The organism is Streptomyces sp. NPDC085866, assembly GCF_044541035.1.
Classification (GTDB): domain Bacteria; phylum Actinomycetota; class Actinomycetes; order Streptomycetales; family Streptomycetaceae; genus Streptomyces.
In genome coordinates, this window is sequence record NZ_JBITSQ010000032.1 from 24,395 (window position 1) to 39,929 (window position 15,535).

Here is a 15,535-nt window from a genome sequence, read left to right on the forward strand (position 1 = left end):
TCGACGTGAAGGTCGGCATCCCCCGCGAGGTCAAGAACAACGAGTTCCGGGTGGCCATCACCCCCGCCGGTGTGCACGAGCTGGTGCGCAACGGGCACCAGGTCGTCATCGAGCGGGGCGCCGGCGTCGGCTCCTCGATCACGGACGACGAGTACGTCTCCGCCGGCGCCGAGATCCTCGGGACGGCGGACGAGGTCTGGGCCGCCGCGGACCTGCTCCTGAAGGTCAAGGAGCCCATCGCGGAGGAGTACCACCGCCTCCGCAAGGACCAGATCCTCTTCACCTACCTGCACCTGGCCGCCTCCAAGGAGTGCACGGACGCGCTCATCGAGTCCGGCACCACGGCCATCGCCTACGAGACGGTCGAGCTGCCGAACCGCGCGCTGCCCCTGCTCGCCCCGATGTCCGAGGTCGCGGGCCGCCTGGCCCCGCAGGTCGGCGCCTACCACCTGATGGCCCCGGTCGGCGGCCGTGGCGTGCTGCCGGGCGGCGTCCCGGGCGTGACCCCGGCCAAGGTCGTCGTCATCGGCGGCGGTGTCTCCGGCTGGAACGCCACCCAGATCGCCGTCGGCATGGGCTTCGACGTGACCCTGCTCGACCGCGACATCAACAAGCTGCGCGAGGCCGACAAGGTCTTCGGCAGCAAGGTCAAGGCCATCATGTCCAACTCCTTCGAGCTGGAGAAGGCCGTCCTCGACGCCGACCTCGTCATCGGCGCCGTCCTCATCCCGGGTGCCAAGGCTCCGAAGCTGGTCACCAACGAGCTGGTGTCCCGCATGAAGCCCGGAAGTGTTCTTGTCGACATCGCGATCGACCAGGGCGGCTGCTTCGAGGACTCGCGTCCCACCACGCACGCCGACCCGACCTTCCGGGTCCACAACTCGGTCTTCTACTGCGTCGCCAACATGCCGGGCGCGGTGCCGAACACCTCCACCAACGCCCTCACCAACGCGACGCTGCCGTACATCGTCTCGCTGGCCAACAACGGCTGGGTCGAGGCGCTGCGCCGCGACGCCGCGCTCGCCAAGGGTCTCAACACCCATGACGGCAAGGTCGTTTACAAGGAGGTCGCCGAGGCCCACGGCCTGGAGCACGTCGAGCTGGAGACCCTGCTCGGCTGAGCCTCCGACCCGGTGAGCCGCTAAGTCACCGACAGGTAAAAGGCGATTCGTCAACACACATCGTCAACACCGCGCACCCGGCCGGACCTTGCCCGACAAGGTCCGGCCGGATGTGTGTATGGTCACTTTGCGGCTCTCGGTCAACTCGCCTCGAACGTAACCCTTCGACCGATTCGCACACCGGTGAAACCTGCTGTGCGACGGCCGTACGCCCTTGACAGCGGGATGTTTCATTGCCGACACATCCTGCCGGGTCCGGCGGATTGTGTTGCTGCGGACCGCCGACACGCCATAGAGTCGCCAACCGTCGGCATGGTGCCACGCTGACCTTGTCTAGAAGTTTCCTGGTCACCAAGGAGGTAAGACGACTTGTGAATGAGTCGACATTTTCTCCCGGGGGTGGTCAACCAGGAATGCCTGTACGGGGCCAGGGCTCCGCGGGATTCGAGGCTGTCGGCTCCGTAGCTGTGCGCACCTTCGCAGCCCACCAGAGTCCGGGTCAGCAGACCGCCCGGACAGCACACCAGAGCATGGATGGCCATCACGTGAACGCCATGGCCGGCGACGGAAGTGGCGCGCCCCACAACCACTTCGCCGACTACGACGAACTGCCCGAGGGGCACTTCTACGACCCCGACGCCGAATACGAGCCGGACCCGGAGTACGCGGCCACGCTCGCGCCCGACGCTGCCCGTCAGCGCCGTGAGCGCGTCGGCCCGACCGGACGCCCGCTGCCGTACTTCCCGATCCCGGGCCCGCTGACCGACCACGGCCCCGCGAAGATCATCGCGATGTGCAACCAGAAGGGCGGCGTCGGCAAGACGACGTCGACCATCAACCTGGGTGCCGCGCTCGCGGAGTACGGCCGGCGCGTGCTGCTCGTGGACTTCGACCCGCAGGGCGCGCTGTCGGTGGGTCTCGGCGTCAACCCGATGGAGCTCGACCTCACCGTCTACAACCTGCTCATGGAGCGGGGCATGTCCGCGGACGAGGTCCTGCTGAAGACGGCGGTCCCCAACATGGACCTGCTGCCGTCCAACATCGACCTGTCGGCCGCGGAGGTCCAGCTGGTCTCCGAGGTCGCGCGCGAGTCGACGCTGCAGCGGGCCCTGAAGCCCCTGCTGCCCGACTACGACTACATCGTGATCGACTGTCAGCCCTCGCTCGGCCTGCTCACGGTCAACGCGCTGACGGCCGCTCACAAGGTGATCGTCCCGCTGGAGTGCGAGTTCTTCGCCCTCCGCGGTGTCGCGCTGCTCACCGAGACCATCGAGAAGGTCCAGGAGCGGCTCAACCCCGAGCTGGAACTGGACGGCATCCTGGCCACGATGTACGACTCGCGCACGGTCCACAGCCGCGAGGTGCTGGCCCGTGTGGTCGAGGCGTTCGACGACCACGTCTACCACACGGTCATCGGTCGCACGGTCCGCTTCCCGGAGACCACGGTCGCCGGTGAGCCGATCACCACGTACGCCTCCAACTCCGTCGGTGCCGCCGCCTATCGCCAGCTCGCCAGGGAGGTGCTCGCCCGGTGTCACGCCGAGTGAGTCTGCCCGGGGCCGACGAGCTGTTCCGTACGACAGGGGGGATGGCGCTCCAGCCGTCCACGCCCCGGCGCGCGGCCAACGGCGAGGCCCGGGTGCCGGCTCCCGCGGGGGAAAGCGACGAGGTGGCCGCCGCCGAGGACGCGCCGGCGTCGGTGCCCGTCCAGGGCGGTGACGGAGAGGGTGCGGAGCATGTCGCGGCGGAGGCCGAACCGGCCGAGGCCGGCGAGTCCCGCACGCGGCCGTCCCGGCGGCAGGCTGCGCAGGAAGGTTCTGCCGCCGCCGCGCAACCCCGCAAGCGGGGACGGGCGGCGTCCCGGCGGCCCAGTGGGCGCGAGCGGCACGACGAGAAGATCACCGTGTACGTCTCCGCCGAGGAGCTGATGGACCTCGAGCACGCGCGGCTGGTCCTGAGAGGCGAGCACGGGCTGGCCGTCGACCGTGGCCGCATCGTCCGCGAGGCGGTGGCCGTCGTCCTGGCCGACCTGGAGTCCCGAGGGGACGCGAGCATCCTGGTGCGGCGGCTGCGGGGTCGGTAGTCGGCGTCGCGGGCGGTAAGCGGTAGCCTGCGACGGCCATGACCTCGAACGACGTCCCCGCCCCCGGCCCAGCGGCCGGCCGCAGACGTGCGCTCGGACGGGGCCCGGGGACTGTGCGGCCCGAGCCGCCCGAGACCACATCGCCGCCGACCGCGGCACCAGCGGCACCGCTGGGAGCCGCCGAGCCGGAGGCCGTGTCTTCACTGGGAGCTGCCGAGCCGGAGGTCGTGCCTTCGCCGGAGGGCGTCGAGCCTGAGCCTGCAGTGCCGCTGGAGGCTGTCGAGCCTGAGCTCGTAGCCTCGCTGGAGGCTGCCGGGCCGGAGGTCGTGCCTTCGCTGGAGGGTGTCGAGCCTGAGCTCGTAGCCTCGCTGGAGGCTGCCGGGCCGGAGGCCGTGGCTTCGCTGGAAGCGGCCGAGTCGGGGGCCGTAGCGTCGCTGGAGGCTGTCGAGTCTGAGGTCGTGCCTTCGCTGGAGGCTGTCGAGCCTGAGCCCGCAGTGCCGCTGGAGGCTGCCGGGCCGGAGGCCGTGGCTTCGCTGGAACCCGCCGAGCCGGAGGCCGTAGCGCCGCTGGAGGCTGTCGAGCCGGAGGCCATGGCTTCGCCGGCAGTCGTGGAGCCGGAGGCGGTGGCCTCGTCGGCGATTGTCGAGCCCGAGCCGGGGGCGCTGTCTCCGGGGGCAGTGGCGCCTGGGCGGGGGGCGGACACCGCGGTCGTGCCGGAGCCGGTGGCCGGAGGCCGGCCGGAGTCGTCGGGCGGGCGTGGTTCCGGGGAACCGCTCGCCGAGAACGCCGCCCCCTCCGACGGTGTCTTCAAGGTGCGGCTCTCCAACTTCGAGGGGCCCTTCGACCTTCTCCTCCAGCTCATCTCGAAGCACAAGCTGGACGTCACCGAGGTCGCGCTCTCCAAGGTGACCGACGAGTTCATGGCGCACATCCGGGCCATGGGGCCGGACTGGGACCTGGACCAGACGACCGAATTCCTCGTCGTCGCCGCCACCCTGCTGGACCTCAAGGCGGCCCGGCTGCTGCCCGCCGCCGAGGTCGAGGACGAGGCCGACCTAGCGCTGCTGGAGGCCAGGGACCTGCTGTTCGCGCGGCTCCTGCAGTACCGCGCCTACAAGCAGATCGCCGACATCTTCAACCAGCGCCTGGACGAGGAGGCCCGCCGCTACCCGCGTACCGTCGGCCTGGAGCCCCAGCACGCCGAGCTGCTGCCCGAGGTCGTCATCAGCATCGGCCCCGAGGGCTTCGCCAAGCTCGCGGTCAAGGCGATGCAGCCCAAGGCCAAGCCGCAGGTGTACGTGGACCACATCCACGCCCCGCTGGTGAGCGTGCAGGAGCAGGCGGGCATCGTGGTCGCGCGGCTCAGGGAACTCGGCGAGGCCAGCTTCCGCGCGCTGGTGGAGGACACCGACGACACCCTCACGGTCGTCGCTCGGTTCCTCGCGCTGCTGGAGCTGTACCGCGAGAAGGCCGTGGCCCTGGAGCAGGAGACCGCGCTCGGCGACCTGCTCGTGCGCTGGACCGGCGGTGACGGGAACGCGGCACCGATGGTCACCGACGAGTTCGACCGGCCGCCCGAGGAGCCCAAGGAGGAGAAGAAGGCATGAGCGAGGAGACCGCGGAAGTCCCGGCGGGACTCCGTACCGTCGCCGATCTCGACCTCAAGCCCGCCCTGGAGGCGGTCCTCATGGTCGTGGACGAGCCCGCGACCGAGGAGCACCTGGCCAGGATCCTGGAACGGCCGAAGCGGCAGGTCGCGGACGCGCTGCGGGAGCTGGCCGACGACTACACCGTGCAGGGCCGGGGCTTCGAGCTGCGGTTCGTCGCGGGCGGCTGGCGTTTCTACAGCCGCGCCGAGTACGCGCCCGCCGTCGAGCGGCTCGTGCTGGACGGCCAGACGGCCCGCCTGACCCAGGCGGCACTGGAAACCCTGGCCGTCGTCGCCTACCGCCAGCCCGTCAGCCGCAGCCGCGTCTCCGCCGTGCGCGGAGTCAACTGCGACGGTGTGATGCGCACCCTCCTGCAGCGCGGTCTGGTCGAGGAGGCGGGCGCGGAACCCGAAACAGGTGCGATCCTGTACAGGACGACGAACTACTTCCTGGAGCGGATGGGCCTGCGCGGCCTGGACGAGCTCCCGGAGCTCGCGCCCTTCCTGCCGGAGGCGGAGGCGATCGAGGCCGAGACGCAGGAGGGCGTACCGTCGTTCGATCCGGACGCTCCGGATTCCGAGGACGCAGACGACAAGACGGAACTTTGATGCGAAGCAGTAGCGGCAGGAACAGCAGCGGAAACAACGGCGGGAGCCGTGGTGGCAACAGCGGCGGCCGCGGCGGGAGCAGCGGTGGCCGCGGTAATTACCGCGGCGCCGGGAACGCCCGCGACGACAAGCAGGGCGGCCGGCCGAAGAAGCCGCGCCCGGAGGAGCGGCGCTACGACGTAGGCCCCGGCGCCACTCAGGACGGCCCGAAGTCGGGTCGTGGCGCTTCGGCGCGCGGCGGCGCCAAGGGCGGGCCCAGGCAGAGCCAGGGCACCGGGCGCGGCCGTACGGCTCCGGCGAGTTCCCGTGAGTACGACGCCCGCGCCGAGGAGCGCAACCGCGAGCGGTACGCGGGCAAGAAGGACGTCAAGCTGCCCAAGACCTTCCCGGGCGCCGAGCAGGAGGGCGAGCGGCTGCAGAAGGTCCTCGCGCGCGCGGGCTACGGCTCCCGGCGCGCCTGCGAGGAGCTGATCGAGCAGGCCCGCGTCGAGATCAACGGCGAGATCGTCCTGGAGCAGGGCCGCCGCGTCGACCCGGAGAAGGACGAGGTCAAGGTCGACGGCCTGACCGTGGCGACCCAGTCGTACCAGTTCTTCTCGCTGAACAAGCCCGCCGGTGTCGTCTCGACGATGGAGGACCCCGAGGGCCGCCAGTGCCTCGGTGACTACGTCACCAACCGCGAGACCCGGCTCTTCCACGTCGGGCGGCTCGACACCGAGACCGAGGGCGTCATCCTGCTCACCAACCACGGCGAGCTGGCGCACCGGCTGACCCACCCGAAGTACGGCGTGAAGAAGACCTACCTCGCCGCCATCGTGGGTCCGATCCCGCGCGACCTCGGCAAGCGCCTGAAGGACGGCATCCAGCTGGAGGACGGCTACGCGCGTGCGGACCACTTCCGGGTCGTCGAGCAGACCGGCAAGAACTACCTGGTCGAGGTGACCCTGCACGAGGGCCGCAAGCACATCGTGCGCCGCATGCTCGCCGAGGCCGGCTTCCCGGTCGAGAAGCTGGTGCGCACCTCCTTCGGCCCGATCACCCTGGGCGACCAGAAGTCGGGCTGGCTGCGCCGCCTGTCCAACACCGAGGTCGGGATGCTCATGAAGGAGGTCGACCTCTAGGAGGCGCCTGCATGGCCTTCTGACGGCCGGTTCCGGGTTCTCCGGGACCGGCCGTCGGCATATCCGCGAACGGGGCTCCAAGGGGCGCTGAGGGGCTTGCGGATCATCCGTGCGCACCTTTATGGTCGTAACGACTATTAGTCGGGTTGACCGTGAAGACCGGCCACGCAGGCCGGCCCTGAAGGGGGTGAGCGGGGCATGGAGGGCTACGACAAGTACGCCCACGAACCCTTCGCCGTCACCGTCGACCTCGCCGTCCTCACGCTCCGTGCCGGCGCCCTGCACGTGCTGCTGGTCGAGCGCGGGCAGGAGCCGTACGTCGGTCAGTGGGCGCTGCCCGGCGGCTTCCTGCTGCCCGACGAGTCCGCGGAGACAGCGGCCCGGCGTGAACTCGCCGAGGAGACCGGGCTCGACGACGTCTCCGGGCTGCACCTGGAGCAGCTGCGCACCTACAGCGAGCCCGGCCGCGACCCCCGGATGCGGGTCGTGTCCGTCGCCTTCACCGCGCTGCTGCCCGAGCCTCCCGAGCCGCGCGGCGGCGGTGACGCGGCCCAGGCCCGCTGGCTGCCGTACGACACCGCCCGACCGCTCGCCTTCGACCACGAACGGATCCTGGCCGACGCCCACGAGCGGATCGGCGGCCGGCTGGAGAACAGCTGCGTCGCCACCGCCTTCTGCCCGCCCGAGTTCACCCTCGGCGAGCTGCAGCAGGTCTACGAGACGGTGTGGGGCACGGCCCTGGACCGCCCCAACTTCCGCCGCAAGGTGCTTGCCACGCCCGGATTCGTGGAACCCGTCCCCGGCGCTGCCCGGCTGACCGGCGGCCGCGGCAAACCGGCCGCGCTCTACCGCGCGGGCACCGCCACCACCCTGCACCCGCCCCTCCTCCGACCGTCCCGGGAAGGACGCCCCGCATGACCACGTTCCACGCGAGCAAGCGCCCCGCCTCCGGATCTTTGATCGGACTCGCCCTCGGGGACGCCCTCGGCTTCCCGACCGAGTTCAACGACGTGCCCTCGATCCTTGCCAAGTGCGGCCCCTGGCGGGAGATGCAACTGCCGAAGCGCGCCTTCGTCTCCGACGACACACAGATGACCCTCGCCTTCGGACGCGCCCTCAGGACGGCCATGGACCGTGGTGTGCTCGCCCCGAAGCGGCTGGAGCGGCCGCTGCGCGAGGAGTTCGTGGACTGGTACCAGTCGCCGGACAACAACCGCGCCCCCGGCCGCACCTGCCTGACCGCGTGCGCGCTGCTGAAGGAGGAGGGTCGGCCCTGGCAGGAGGCCAGCCAGATCGGCTCCAAGGGCTGCGGCGCCAACATGCGCGTCGCCCCCGTCGGGCTCGCCCCCGGCCTCAGCGACGAACAGCGCGCCGGCGCCGCCCAGTTGCAGTCCGCGCTCACCCACGGACACCCCACCGCGCTGGCCGCCTCCGACCTGACCGCCCGCGCCGTCCACCTGCTCGCCCGGGGCACCGACCCGGCCGGACTGGTCGGACAGCTGCGCTCGTACGCCCGCGACAACCGCAGCCGCTACCACCACACCTGGCTCGGCGACCTGTGGACCCGCTCCCAGGACCCCAGCCCCGAGCACTTCATCGCGCGCGGCTGGGACGAGTGCCTGGAGATCCTCGGCCGCGTCCAGGAGGCGGTGCGCACCGTCTCCCCGGAGACCGACCCGTGCCTGGCCACCGGTGCGGGCTGGATCGCGGAAGAGGCCTTCGCCACCGGGCTGCTGTGCTTCCTGCTCTTCCCCGACGAGCCCCTCACCGCCCTGCGCCGGGCCGCCTGCTCCTCGGGCGACTCGGACTCGATCGCCTGCCTCACCGGCGCCTTCGCGGGCGCCTGGCGGGGCGCGGACGCCTGGCCCACCGAGTGGGCCGACCGGGTCGAGTACCGGGGGGACCTGTTGGCACTGGGAGCGCTCTGGGACGCTTAGGCCCATGATCGACGACCTCGACATGGACCTGACGCCGGTGATCGCCGAACAGCCCGACCCGCTGCTGTTCGCGACCGTCTCCGGAGCCCACCTCTACGGCTTCCCGTCCCAGGACTCCGACCTGGACCTGCGCGGCGCCCACCTGCTGCCCACCGCCGACCTGGTCGGGCTGCGCGAGCCGGAGGAGACGCGGTCGCGGGCGTGGGTGCGGTTCGGCGTCGAGATGGACCTCGTCACCCATGACGTGCGCAAGTTCGTACGGCTGATGCTCCGGCGCAACGGCTATGTGCTGGAGCAGCTGCTCTCGCCCCTGGTCGCGCACACCACCGAGGAGCACCGGGAGCTGATCGGCCTGGTGCCGGGCGTACTCACCAGCCACCACGCCCACCACTACCGCGGGTTCGCGGTGACCCAGTGGCGGCTGTTCGAGAAGACCGGCGAACTCAAGCCGCTGCTCTACACGTTCCGTGTGCTGCTCACCGGCGTCCACCTGATGCGCAGCGGCGAGGTGCAGGCCCATCTGCCCACGCTCCTGGAGCTGGTGGACGCGCCCGGCTACCTGACCGAGCTGATAGCCGCCAAGGCGGAGCGGGAGCACCGCATCGCCGATATCGAGCACGTGCGCGTGGAGGCCGACGTGGAGCGGCTGCACGCCGTGCTCGACGCGGCGCAGGCCGCCTCAGCCCTGCCCGACGCGCCCAGCGCGTACGACGCGCTGCACGACTTCGTGGTGCGTGTCCGGCGGGCAGGCTGACGCACGGCGCACCCGGTACAGGAAGTCGGCCACGCGCGCGTGGTCCGGTTCCGGCGGCAGCGGGGTGCGGTGCAGGGCCTGCTCGGTCTCGTCCGCGAGCCGGACCATCCACGCCTCGACCTGTGCCCAGGGGAGCTCGCCCCGCTTCACCGCCAGCAGCGGCTCTCGCTGGTCACCGACGTCGAGCCGCAGCTCTCCGGTGCGCAGCAGGTCGCGGGCGCTCATCAGCAGGCGGAGCAGGTGCATCGCGTGCTTCCAGCGCGGGGCGCCCGTCGTACGCACGTCGGCGTCCAGCTTGCGGCGCTGGCCGAGGGCGTAGCGGGTGAAGGTGTCGTGGGCGCGCCGGGAGAGGAAGGCGCCGCGCAGGGACAGCAGCTCGCGGCCGGTGGCGTCCACGTGCTCCACCAGCGGGGAGTGCAGGCACTCCAGGATGTTCGGGTTGCCGCGCAGCGCCAGCTCGCAGAACCGCTCCAGCTCCCAGGAGAACCGCTCCTCGCCCGGTCCCTCCACGTGCGTCGGCGGCTTCTCGAACCGCCAGAACAGCGGGGTGGGGGCGAGGAAGACGCCTCTGCGGTCGGTGTCGCTGGTGTCCGTGGCCAGGCCGAAGGCCCGCGATCCCATGACACAGGCGTAGATCGTGTGGTCGCGTACGAGGTCCTCGGGCTGCATCCCCGGAGCGTACGCGCGCCCCTCACGCCAGGTGGATCGAATTTCCGTCCACCTTGATCGTCTTGGGGGGCAGCGGCCTGGTCGCCGGGCCGTGCGCCACCGAGCCGTCGGCGATGTGGTACTTGCTGCCGTGACAGGGGCAGTCGATGGTGCCGTCCGCCACCTGGTTCACCGTGCAGCCCATGTGGGTGCAGATCGCCGAGAAGGCCTTGAAGTCGCCCTTCGTCGGCTGGGTGACCACGATCTTCTGGTCCTTGAAGATCATGCCGCCGCCCTCCGGGATGTCACCGGTCCGGGTCAGCTGCCCGCTGTCCGGCGCCGTGGAGTTCTCGCCGCCGCCGCAGCCGGCGGCGAGCGCCGCCGCGCCCGTCGCGAGAACCGTGCGCCGCGTCGTGCTGTAGGTCATCTCGTCGCTCCGAAGGTCGCCAGGAAGAGACATCGGCAGGGAGAAAGCCGTAATTCGCGACATCTTTCCATCAAAGGTGTACAAGTCGAAGGAAGCGAAGAGGCCGGCGGGACCGTCCTCACCGGGTCGGCCCGCGTCTCAGCCGGCGGGCGCCGCGCACCCTGCCTGCGTGGTCTGACTACGCTGGACGGACCAAGAGCCGATACGCATGTCAGCAAGGAGCAGCGCCGTGGCGGTACGAGCGGTCCGGGGGGCCGTCCAACTGGAGCGGGACGAGGCCGGTCACATGGAGGAGCAGGTGGGCGCCCTGCTCACCGCCGTCCTGGAGCGGAACGGGCTCACCACCGACGACCTGATCAGCATCTGGTTCACGGCCACCCCCGACCTGCACAGCGACTTCCCGGCGGCAGCCGCCCGCAAGCTCGGCATCGGCATCGGCGATGTACCCCTGATCTGCGCCCAGGAACTGGACATCGAGGGCGCCATGCCCCGGGTCGTCCGGGTGCTCGTGCACATCGAGTCGGACACGCCTCGCGCCGACATCGCCCACGTCTACCTCGGCGCCGCCGCCGCCCTGCGCAAGGACATCGCCCAGTGAGGACCGCACTCGTCATCGGCACCGGGCTCATCGGCACCTCCGCCGCGCTCGCCCTGACCCAGCGGGGCGTCGTGGTCCACCTCGACGACCACGACCCCGAGCAGGCCCGCACGGCGGCCGCGCTCGGCGCCGGCACCGACGAGGCCCCCGACGGCCCGGTGGACCTCGCGATCGTCGCCGCCCCGCCCGCCCACGTGGCCGGAGTCCTCGCGGACGCCATGGCCCGGGGAGTGGCGCGCGGCTACGTCGACGTGGCCAGCGTCAAGGGCGGCCCGCGCCGCGAGCTGGAGGCCCGTGGCCTCGACCTCTCCTCCTACATCGGCACCCACCCCATGTCCGGCCGGGAGAAGTCCGGCCCGCTGGCCGCGACCGGCGACCTCTTCGAGGGCCGCCCCTGGGTGCTCACCCCGACCCGGGACACCGACACCGAGGTGCTGAACCTCGCCCTGGAACTGGTCTCGCACTGCCGGGCCGTGCCGGTCGTCATGGACGCCGACGCCCACGACCGGGCCGTCGCCCTCGTCTCCCACATGCCCCACCTGGTCTCCAGCATGGTCGCCGCGCGCCTGGAGCACGCCGAGGAGGCGGCCGTACGCCTGTGCGGGCAGGGCATCCGCGACGTGACCCGGATCGCCGCCTCCGACCCCCGGATGTGGATCGACATCCTCTCCGCCAACCCCGGACCGGTCGCCGACCTCCTCGCGGACGTCTCCTCCGACCTGGACGAGACCGTCCGCGCCCTGCGCGCCCTGCAGTCCTCCGACGAGGACAAGCGGCGCGCGGGCGGCCAGGGCATCGAGGACGTGCTGCGCCGCGGGAACGCTGGACAGGTGCGGGTCCCGGGCAAGCACGGCAGCGCGCCGCGCGTGTACGACACCGTCGTCGTCCTCATCGACGACCAGCCCGGCCAGCTGGCCCGCATCTTCGCGGACGCGGGACGGGCCGGGGTCAACATCGAGGACGTACGCATCGAGCACGCCACCGGACAGCAGGCCGGTCTGGTCCAGCTCATGGTCGAGCCGAAGGCCGCACCGGTCCTGAAGGAGGCCCTGCGGGAGCGGGGCTGGGCCCTGCGGCAGTAAAGCCCGGTGAGGGCGCCTCCCGGGAGCCAGTAACCTTGTGCGGGACGCCCTCGCGTCCCCCACCCACCCGCCACCCTTCACCAGGAAGGTGCCCTCCCGTGGAAAACGGCGCCGCCCCGACCGCCAAGCCCGTGATCGTCGCCATCGACGGCCCCTCCGGCACGGGCAAGTCGAGCACGTCGAAGGCCGTCGCCGCGCAGCTCGGCCTGAGCTACCTGGACACCGGCGCCCAGTACCGGGCGATCACCTGGTGGATGGTGACCAACGGCATTGACCTGGAGGACCCGACCGCGATCGCGGCCGTCGCCGGCAAGCCGGAGATCGTCTCCGGCACCGACCCGGCCGCCCCGACCATCACGGTCGACGGTGTCGACGTCGCCGGTCCGATCCGCACCCAGGAGGTCACCTCCAAGGTCAGCGCGGTCAGCGCGGTGCCCGAGGTGCGCACCCGGATCACCGAGCTGCAGCGCTCGCTGGCCGTCGGCGCGGAGTACGGCATCGTGGTCGAGGGCCGCGACATCGGTACGACCGTGCTGCCGGACGCCGACCTGAAGATCTTCCTCACCGCCTCCCCGGAGGCCCGTGCGGCCCGCCGCAGCGGCGAGCTGAAGGGCGCGGACATCCACGCCACCCGCGAGGCGCTGATCAAGCGGGACGCGGCCGACTCCAGCCGCAAGACCTCGCCGCTCGCCAAGGCCGGCGACGCCGTCGAGGTCGACACCACCGAGCTCACCCTCGCCCAGGTCATCGAGTGCGTCGTCACCCTGGTCGAGGAGAAGCGAGCCGGGAAGTGAGCCTTCCGTCCGAGCGGGGCGCCGAGGTCGGGCGGCGGATCGGCGTCGGCCTGATGAACGGGCTGTGGAAGCCGCGCGTGCTCGGCGCCTGGAGGGTGCCCGCGAGCGGCCCGGCGATCCTCGCCGTCAACCACTCCCACAACATCGACGGTCCGATGGTCATGGGCGTGTCGCCCCGGCCGACGCACTTCCTGATCAAGAAGGAGGCGTTCGTCGGTCCATTGGGCACGTTCCTGACCGGCATCGGCCAGCTGAAGGTGGACCGCAACTCCGCCGACCGCACGGCGATCGGCGACGCCCTCGGCGTCCTGGACAACGGGGGAGTGCTCGGCATCTTCCCGGAGGGCACCCGGGGCGAGGGCGACTTCGCCTCGCTGCGCGCCGGGCTCGCCTACTTCGCGGTCCGCAGCGGGGCACCGATCGTGCCCGTGGCGGTCCTGGGAAGTTCCGAGAAGCCGGGACGGTTGATAAAGGGACTGCCCCCGCTGCGCTCCCGCGTCGATGTCGTCTTCGGCGACCCGTTCGAGGCAGGCGACGGCAGCGGACGGCGCACGCGCAGGGCACTCGACGAGGCGACCGAGCGGATCCAGAAGCAGCTCACCAGCCACCTGGAAAACGCCAGGCGCCTGACCGGGCGCTAGGCGACACTTGAGTAGTGGATCAGCCCCTGACGGGCCGCTCCACCGATCACCACGATGAACGACGAGGTACGGACTTCATGAACGACCAGATCCAGCCCGACGGCTCGGCCGAGCACGAGTACGAGCACGGGGCGCTCGGCGACGCCGAGTACGCGGAGTTCATGGAGCTCGCCGCCGAAGAGGGCTTCGACATCGAGGATGTCGAGGGCGCCATCGAGGCGGCCGGCCACGGTCCGCTGCCCGTGCTCGCCGTCGTCGGCCGCCCCAATGTCGGCAAGTCGACCCTGGTGAACCGGATCATCGGCCGCCGCGAGGCGGTCGTGGAGGACCGGCCGGGCGTCACCCGCGACCGCGTCACCTACGAGGCCGAGTGGGCGGGCCGCCGCTTCAAGGTCGTCGACACCGGCGGCTGGGAGCAGGACGTCCTCGGCATCGACGCCTCCGTGGCCGCCCAGGCCGAGTACGCGATCGAGGCGGCCGACGCGGTCGTCTTCGTCGTGGACGCCAAGGTCGGCGCCACCGACACGGACGAGGCGGTCGTACGACTGCTGCGCAAGGCCGGCAAGCCGGTCGTGCTGTGCGCCAACAAGGTCGACGGCCCGAGCGGCGAGGCCGACGCGGCCTACCTGTGGTCCCTGGGCCTCGGCGAGCCCCACCCGGTCTCGGCCCTGCACGGCCGCGGCACCGGCGACATGCTCGACGCCGTCCTGGAGGTCCTGCCGACCGCGCCCGAGCAGACCTTCGGCGGGGCCGCGATCGGCGGCCCGCGCCGCATCGCCCTGATCGGCCGCCCGAACGTCGGCAAGTCCTCCCTCCTGAACAAGGTGGCCGGCGAGGAGCGCGTCGTCGTCAACGAGCTGGCGGGCACCACCCGCGACCCGGTCGACGAGCTGATCGAACTGGGCGGCGTGACCTGGAAGTTCGTCGACACCGCCGGCATCCGCAAGCGCGTCCACCTCCAGCAGGGCGCCGACTACTACGCCTCCCTGCGCACGGCCGCGGCCGTGGAGAAGGCCGAGGTCGCGGTCATCCTGATCGACGCCTCCGAGAACATCTCCGTGCAGGACCAGCGGATCATCACCATGGCCGTCGAAGCCGGCCGCGCGATGGTCATCGCCTACAACAAGTGGGACACCCTCGACGAGGAGCGCCGCTACTACCTGGAGCGGGAGATCGAGACCGAGCTGGCCCAGATCGCCTGGGCACCCCGCGTCAACGTCTCGGCCCGCACCGGCCGCCACATGGAGAAGCTGGTCCCGGCCATCGAGACCGCGCTCGCCGGCTGGGAGACCCGTGTGCCCACCGGCCGTCTGAACGCCTTCCTCGGCGAGCTGGTCTCGGCCCACCCGCACCCGGTCCGGGGCGGCAAGCAGCCGCGCATCCTGTTCGGCACCCAGGCCGGCACCAAGCCGCCGCGGTTCGTCCTCTTCGCCTCCGGCTTCATCGAGGCGGGCTACCGGCGCTTCATCGAGCGCCGCCTGCGCGAGGAGTTCGGCTTCGACGGCACCCCGATCCACATCTCGGTGCGGGTGCGCGAGAAGCGCGGCACGAAGAAGAAGTAGTACCGACACGGCCCGTCACGAAGGGCGGCTCCTGCTCCAGGAGCCGCCCTTCGTCGTACGTACGTCACACACTCCGGCGCGGAGCGGGCGGCAGCCCCGCCGGAACATGGTGCATCCCGGTGTCCTGCTGCCGCCCGAGGGTGCCGACCCGCTGCCACTGCGACTGCTGCCGAGCGCTGTAGGCTCCCGCGCTGTAGGCGCTGTACGAGCTGCTGAACGACCCCGGCCGGTGTCCGCCGTACGAGCCCGTGCCGTGCGGCATGTTCCCGAAGGCCGTGAAGTCCAGCCCCTCCTCGCCGCTGCGGTCACCCGGCAGCGTACGGAAGGTCTTGACCCACTCCGCGTAGAGCGAGTCGTAGATCGGCGTGGCCGATGGCCCGCCGACCCCCTCCTGCCCCGACCGCGCGGACGGAATAGAGGGGAAGGCGGAGCGGCGGGAGGGAGCGTCGTATGCGTGCACGTATGTCCAAACGACGGCAACCTCGAAGGGATGCGGCCGGTGTACGGCAT

General features: G+C 71.3%; 17 protein-coding genes. 14 read left to right on the forward strand and 3 right to left on the reverse strand.

Features of this window, described 5'->3' with window-relative positions; genetic code table 11:
• Positions 1 to 5: 5 nt before the first annotated feature.
• The 9 genes from ald (at position 6) to ACIF83_RS44975 (ending at position 9,273) form a co-directional block, all read left to right on the forward strand.
• Positions 6 to 1,121, forward strand: a complete 1,116-nt coding sequence (gene ald / locus ACIF83_RS44935; RefSeq protein ID WP_399736391.1) for an alanine dehydrogenase — start codon at positions 6 to 8, stop codon at positions 1,119 to 1,121.
• 413 nt (positions 1,122 to 1,534) lie between these two features.
• Positions 1,535 to 2,668: a ParA family protein gene (locus tag ACIF83_RS44940; RefSeq protein ID WP_145882658.1), complete on the forward strand. Its 1,134-nt coding sequence runs from the start codon at positions 1,535 to 1,537 to the stop codon at positions 2,666 to 2,668.
• Positions 2,653 to 3,204, forward strand: coding sequence for a hypothetical protein (locus tag ACIF83_RS44945; RefSeq protein ID WP_393476526.1), 552 nt, complete (start codon positions 2,653 to 2,655; stop codon positions 3,202 to 3,204). The genes ACIF83_RS44940 and ACIF83_RS44945 overlap by 16 nt, the downstream gene beginning before the upstream one ends.
• Before the next feature lie 467 nt (positions 3,205 to 3,671).
• A complete protein-coding gene (locus tag ACIF83_RS44950; protein ID WP_399736394.1) occupies positions 3,672 to 4,811 on the forward strand; it encodes a segregation/condensation protein A in 1,140 nt (379 codons plus the stop codon).
• Positions 4,808 to 5,461 (forward strand): SMC-Scp complex subunit ScpB, encoded by a 654-nt coding sequence (scpB, locus tag ACIF83_RS44955; protein ID WP_393476523.1) that lies wholly within the window; start codon positions 4,808 to 4,810, stop codon positions 5,459 to 5,461. Before ACIF83_RS44950 ends, scpB begins: the two co-directional genes overlap by 4 nt.
• On the forward strand, positions 5,461 to 6,582 hold the full coding sequence (locus tag ACIF83_RS44960; protein ID WP_398140831.1) for a pseudouridine synthase: 1,122 nt from the start codon (positions 5,461 to 5,463) through the stop codon (positions 6,580 to 6,582). The genes scpB and ACIF83_RS44960 overlap by 1 nt, the downstream gene beginning before the upstream one ends.
• 198 nt (positions 6,583 to 6,780) lie before the next feature.
• Positions 6,781 to 7,500 (forward strand): NUDIX hydrolase, encoded by a 720-nt coding sequence (locus ACIF83_RS44965; protein WP_398140830.1) that lies wholly within the window; start codon positions 6,781 to 6,783, stop codon positions 7,498 to 7,500.
• Positions 7,497 to 8,519, forward strand: a complete 1,023-nt coding sequence (locus ACIF83_RS44970) for an ADP-ribosylglycohydrolase family protein (RefSeq protein WP_393476514.1) — start codon at positions 7,497 to 7,499, stop codon at positions 8,517 to 8,519. The genes ACIF83_RS44965 and ACIF83_RS44970 overlap by 4 nt, the downstream gene beginning before the upstream one ends.
• A gap of 4 nt (positions 8,520 to 8,523) precedes the next feature.
• Positions 8,524 to 9,273: a DNA polymerase beta superfamily protein gene (locus ACIF83_RS44975; protein WP_393476511.1), complete on the forward strand. Its 750-nt coding sequence runs from the start codon at positions 8,524 to 8,526 to the stop codon at positions 9,271 to 9,273.
• Here ACIF83_RS44975 and ACIF83_RS44980 read toward each other — a convergent pair.
• On the reverse strand, positions 9,199 to 9,942 hold the full coding sequence (locus tag ACIF83_RS44980) for a DNA polymerase beta superfamily protein (protein WP_393476508.1): 744 nt from the start codon (positions 9,940 to 9,942) through the stop codon (positions 9,199 to 9,201). The two genes, ACIF83_RS44975 and ACIF83_RS44980, sit on opposite strands and share 75 nt — an antisense overlap.
• A 22-nt stretch (positions 9,943 to 9,964) precedes the next feature.
• Positions 9,965 to 10,348: a Rieske (2Fe-2S) protein gene (locus ACIF83_RS44985; RefSeq protein WP_393476505.1), complete on the reverse strand. Its 384-nt coding sequence runs from the start codon at positions 10,346 to 10,348 to the stop codon at positions 9,965 to 9,967.
• Between the two features lie 229 nt (positions 10,349 to 10,577).
• Here ACIF83_RS44985 and aroH point away from each other — a divergent pair, with 229 nt between their 5' ends.
• From aroH to der, 5 genes are all read left to right on the forward strand, one after another.
• Positions 10,578 to 10,946 carry a chorismate mutase gene (aroH, locus tag ACIF83_RS44990; protein WP_393476502.1) on the forward strand — a complete coding sequence of 123 codons (369 nt, stop codon included), beginning with the start codon at positions 10,578 to 10,580 and terminating at the stop codon, positions 10,944 to 10,946.
• The gene (locus tag ACIF83_RS44995; RefSeq protein ID WP_393476500.1) at positions 10,943 to 12,028 is read left to right on the forward strand and encodes a prephenate dehydrogenase; all 1,086 of its coding nucleotides are present in this window, start codon (positions 10,943 to 10,945) and stop codon (positions 12,026 to 12,028) included. Before aroH ends, ACIF83_RS44995 begins: the two co-directional genes overlap by 4 nt.
• Before the next feature lie 98 nt (positions 12,029 to 12,126).
• Positions 12,127 to 12,822 (forward strand): (d)CMP kinase, encoded by a 696-nt coding sequence (gene cmk / locus ACIF83_RS45000; protein WP_393476497.1) that lies wholly within the window; start codon positions 12,127 to 12,129, stop codon positions 12,820 to 12,822.
• Positions 12,823 to 12,875: 53 nt separating this feature from the next.
• Positions 12,876 to 13,463 carry a lysophospholipid acyltransferase family protein gene (locus tag ACIF83_RS45005; RefSeq protein ID WP_393476616.1) on the forward strand — a complete coding sequence of 196 codons (588 nt, stop codon included), beginning with the start codon at positions 12,876 to 12,878 and terminating at the stop codon, positions 13,461 to 13,463.
• Positions 13,464 to 13,540: 77 nt separating this feature from the next.
• Positions 13,541 to 15,025 (forward strand): ribosome biogenesis GTPase Der, encoded by a 1,485-nt coding sequence (der, locus tag ACIF83_RS45010; RefSeq protein ID WP_393476494.1) that lies wholly within the window; start codon positions 13,541 to 13,543, stop codon positions 15,023 to 15,025.
• A 64-nt stretch (positions 15,026 to 15,089) separates the two neighbouring features.
• Here the strand turns inward: der and ACIF83_RS45015 are convergent, their stop codons facing one another.
• Entirely contained in the window at positions 15,090 to 15,485 is a 396-nt protein-coding gene (locus tag ACIF83_RS45015; RefSeq protein WP_393476492.1) for a hypothetical protein, read from the reverse strand.
• Positions 15,486 to 15,535: the final 50 nt, after the last annotated feature.

What these genes read in the sequence shown, in the direction of transcription:
- ACIF83_RS44940 (WP_145882658.1), top strand. Translation starts at nt 1,535, where the DNA reads ATGCCTGTACGGGGCCAGGGCTCCGCGGGATTCGAGGCTGTCGGCTCC.
- der (WP_393476494.1), top strand. Translation starts at nt 13,541, where the DNA reads ATGAACGACCAGATCCAGCCCGACGGCTCGGCCGAGCACGAGTACGAG.
- ACIF83_RS44985 (WP_393476505.1), bottom strand. Translation starts at nt 10,348, where the DNA reads ATGACCTACAGCACGACGCGGCGCACGGTTCTCGCGACGGGCGCGGCG.
- ACIF83_RS45005 (WP_393476616.1), top strand. Translation starts at nt 12,876, where the DNA reads ATGAACGGGCTGTGGAAGCCGCGCGTGCTCGGCGCCTGGAGGGTGCCC.
- ACIF83_RS44975 (WP_393476511.1), top strand. Translation starts at nt 8,524, where the DNA reads ATGATCGACGACCTCGACATGGACCTGACGCCGGTGATCGCCGAACAG.
- scpB (WP_393476523.1), top strand. Translation starts at nt 4,808, where the DNA reads ATGAGCGAGGAGACCGCGGAAGTCCCGGCGGGACTCCGTACCGTCGCC.
- ACIF83_RS44965 (WP_398140830.1), top strand. Translation starts at nt 6,781, where the DNA reads ATGGAGGGCTACGACAAGTACGCCCACGAACCCTTCGCCGTCACCGTC.
- ACIF83_RS44970 (WP_393476514.1), top strand. Translation starts at nt 7,497, where the DNA reads ATGACCACGTTCCACGCGAGCAAGCGCCCCGCCTCCGGATCTTTGATC.
- ACIF83_RS44980 (WP_393476508.1), bottom strand. Translation starts at nt 9,942, where the DNA reads ATGCAGCCCGAGGACCTCGTACGCGACCACACGATCTACGCCTGTGTC.
- ACIF83_RS44960 (WP_398140831.1), top strand. Translation starts at nt 5,461, where the DNA reads ATGCGAAGCAGTAGCGGCAGGAACAGCAGCGGAAACAACGGCGGGAGC.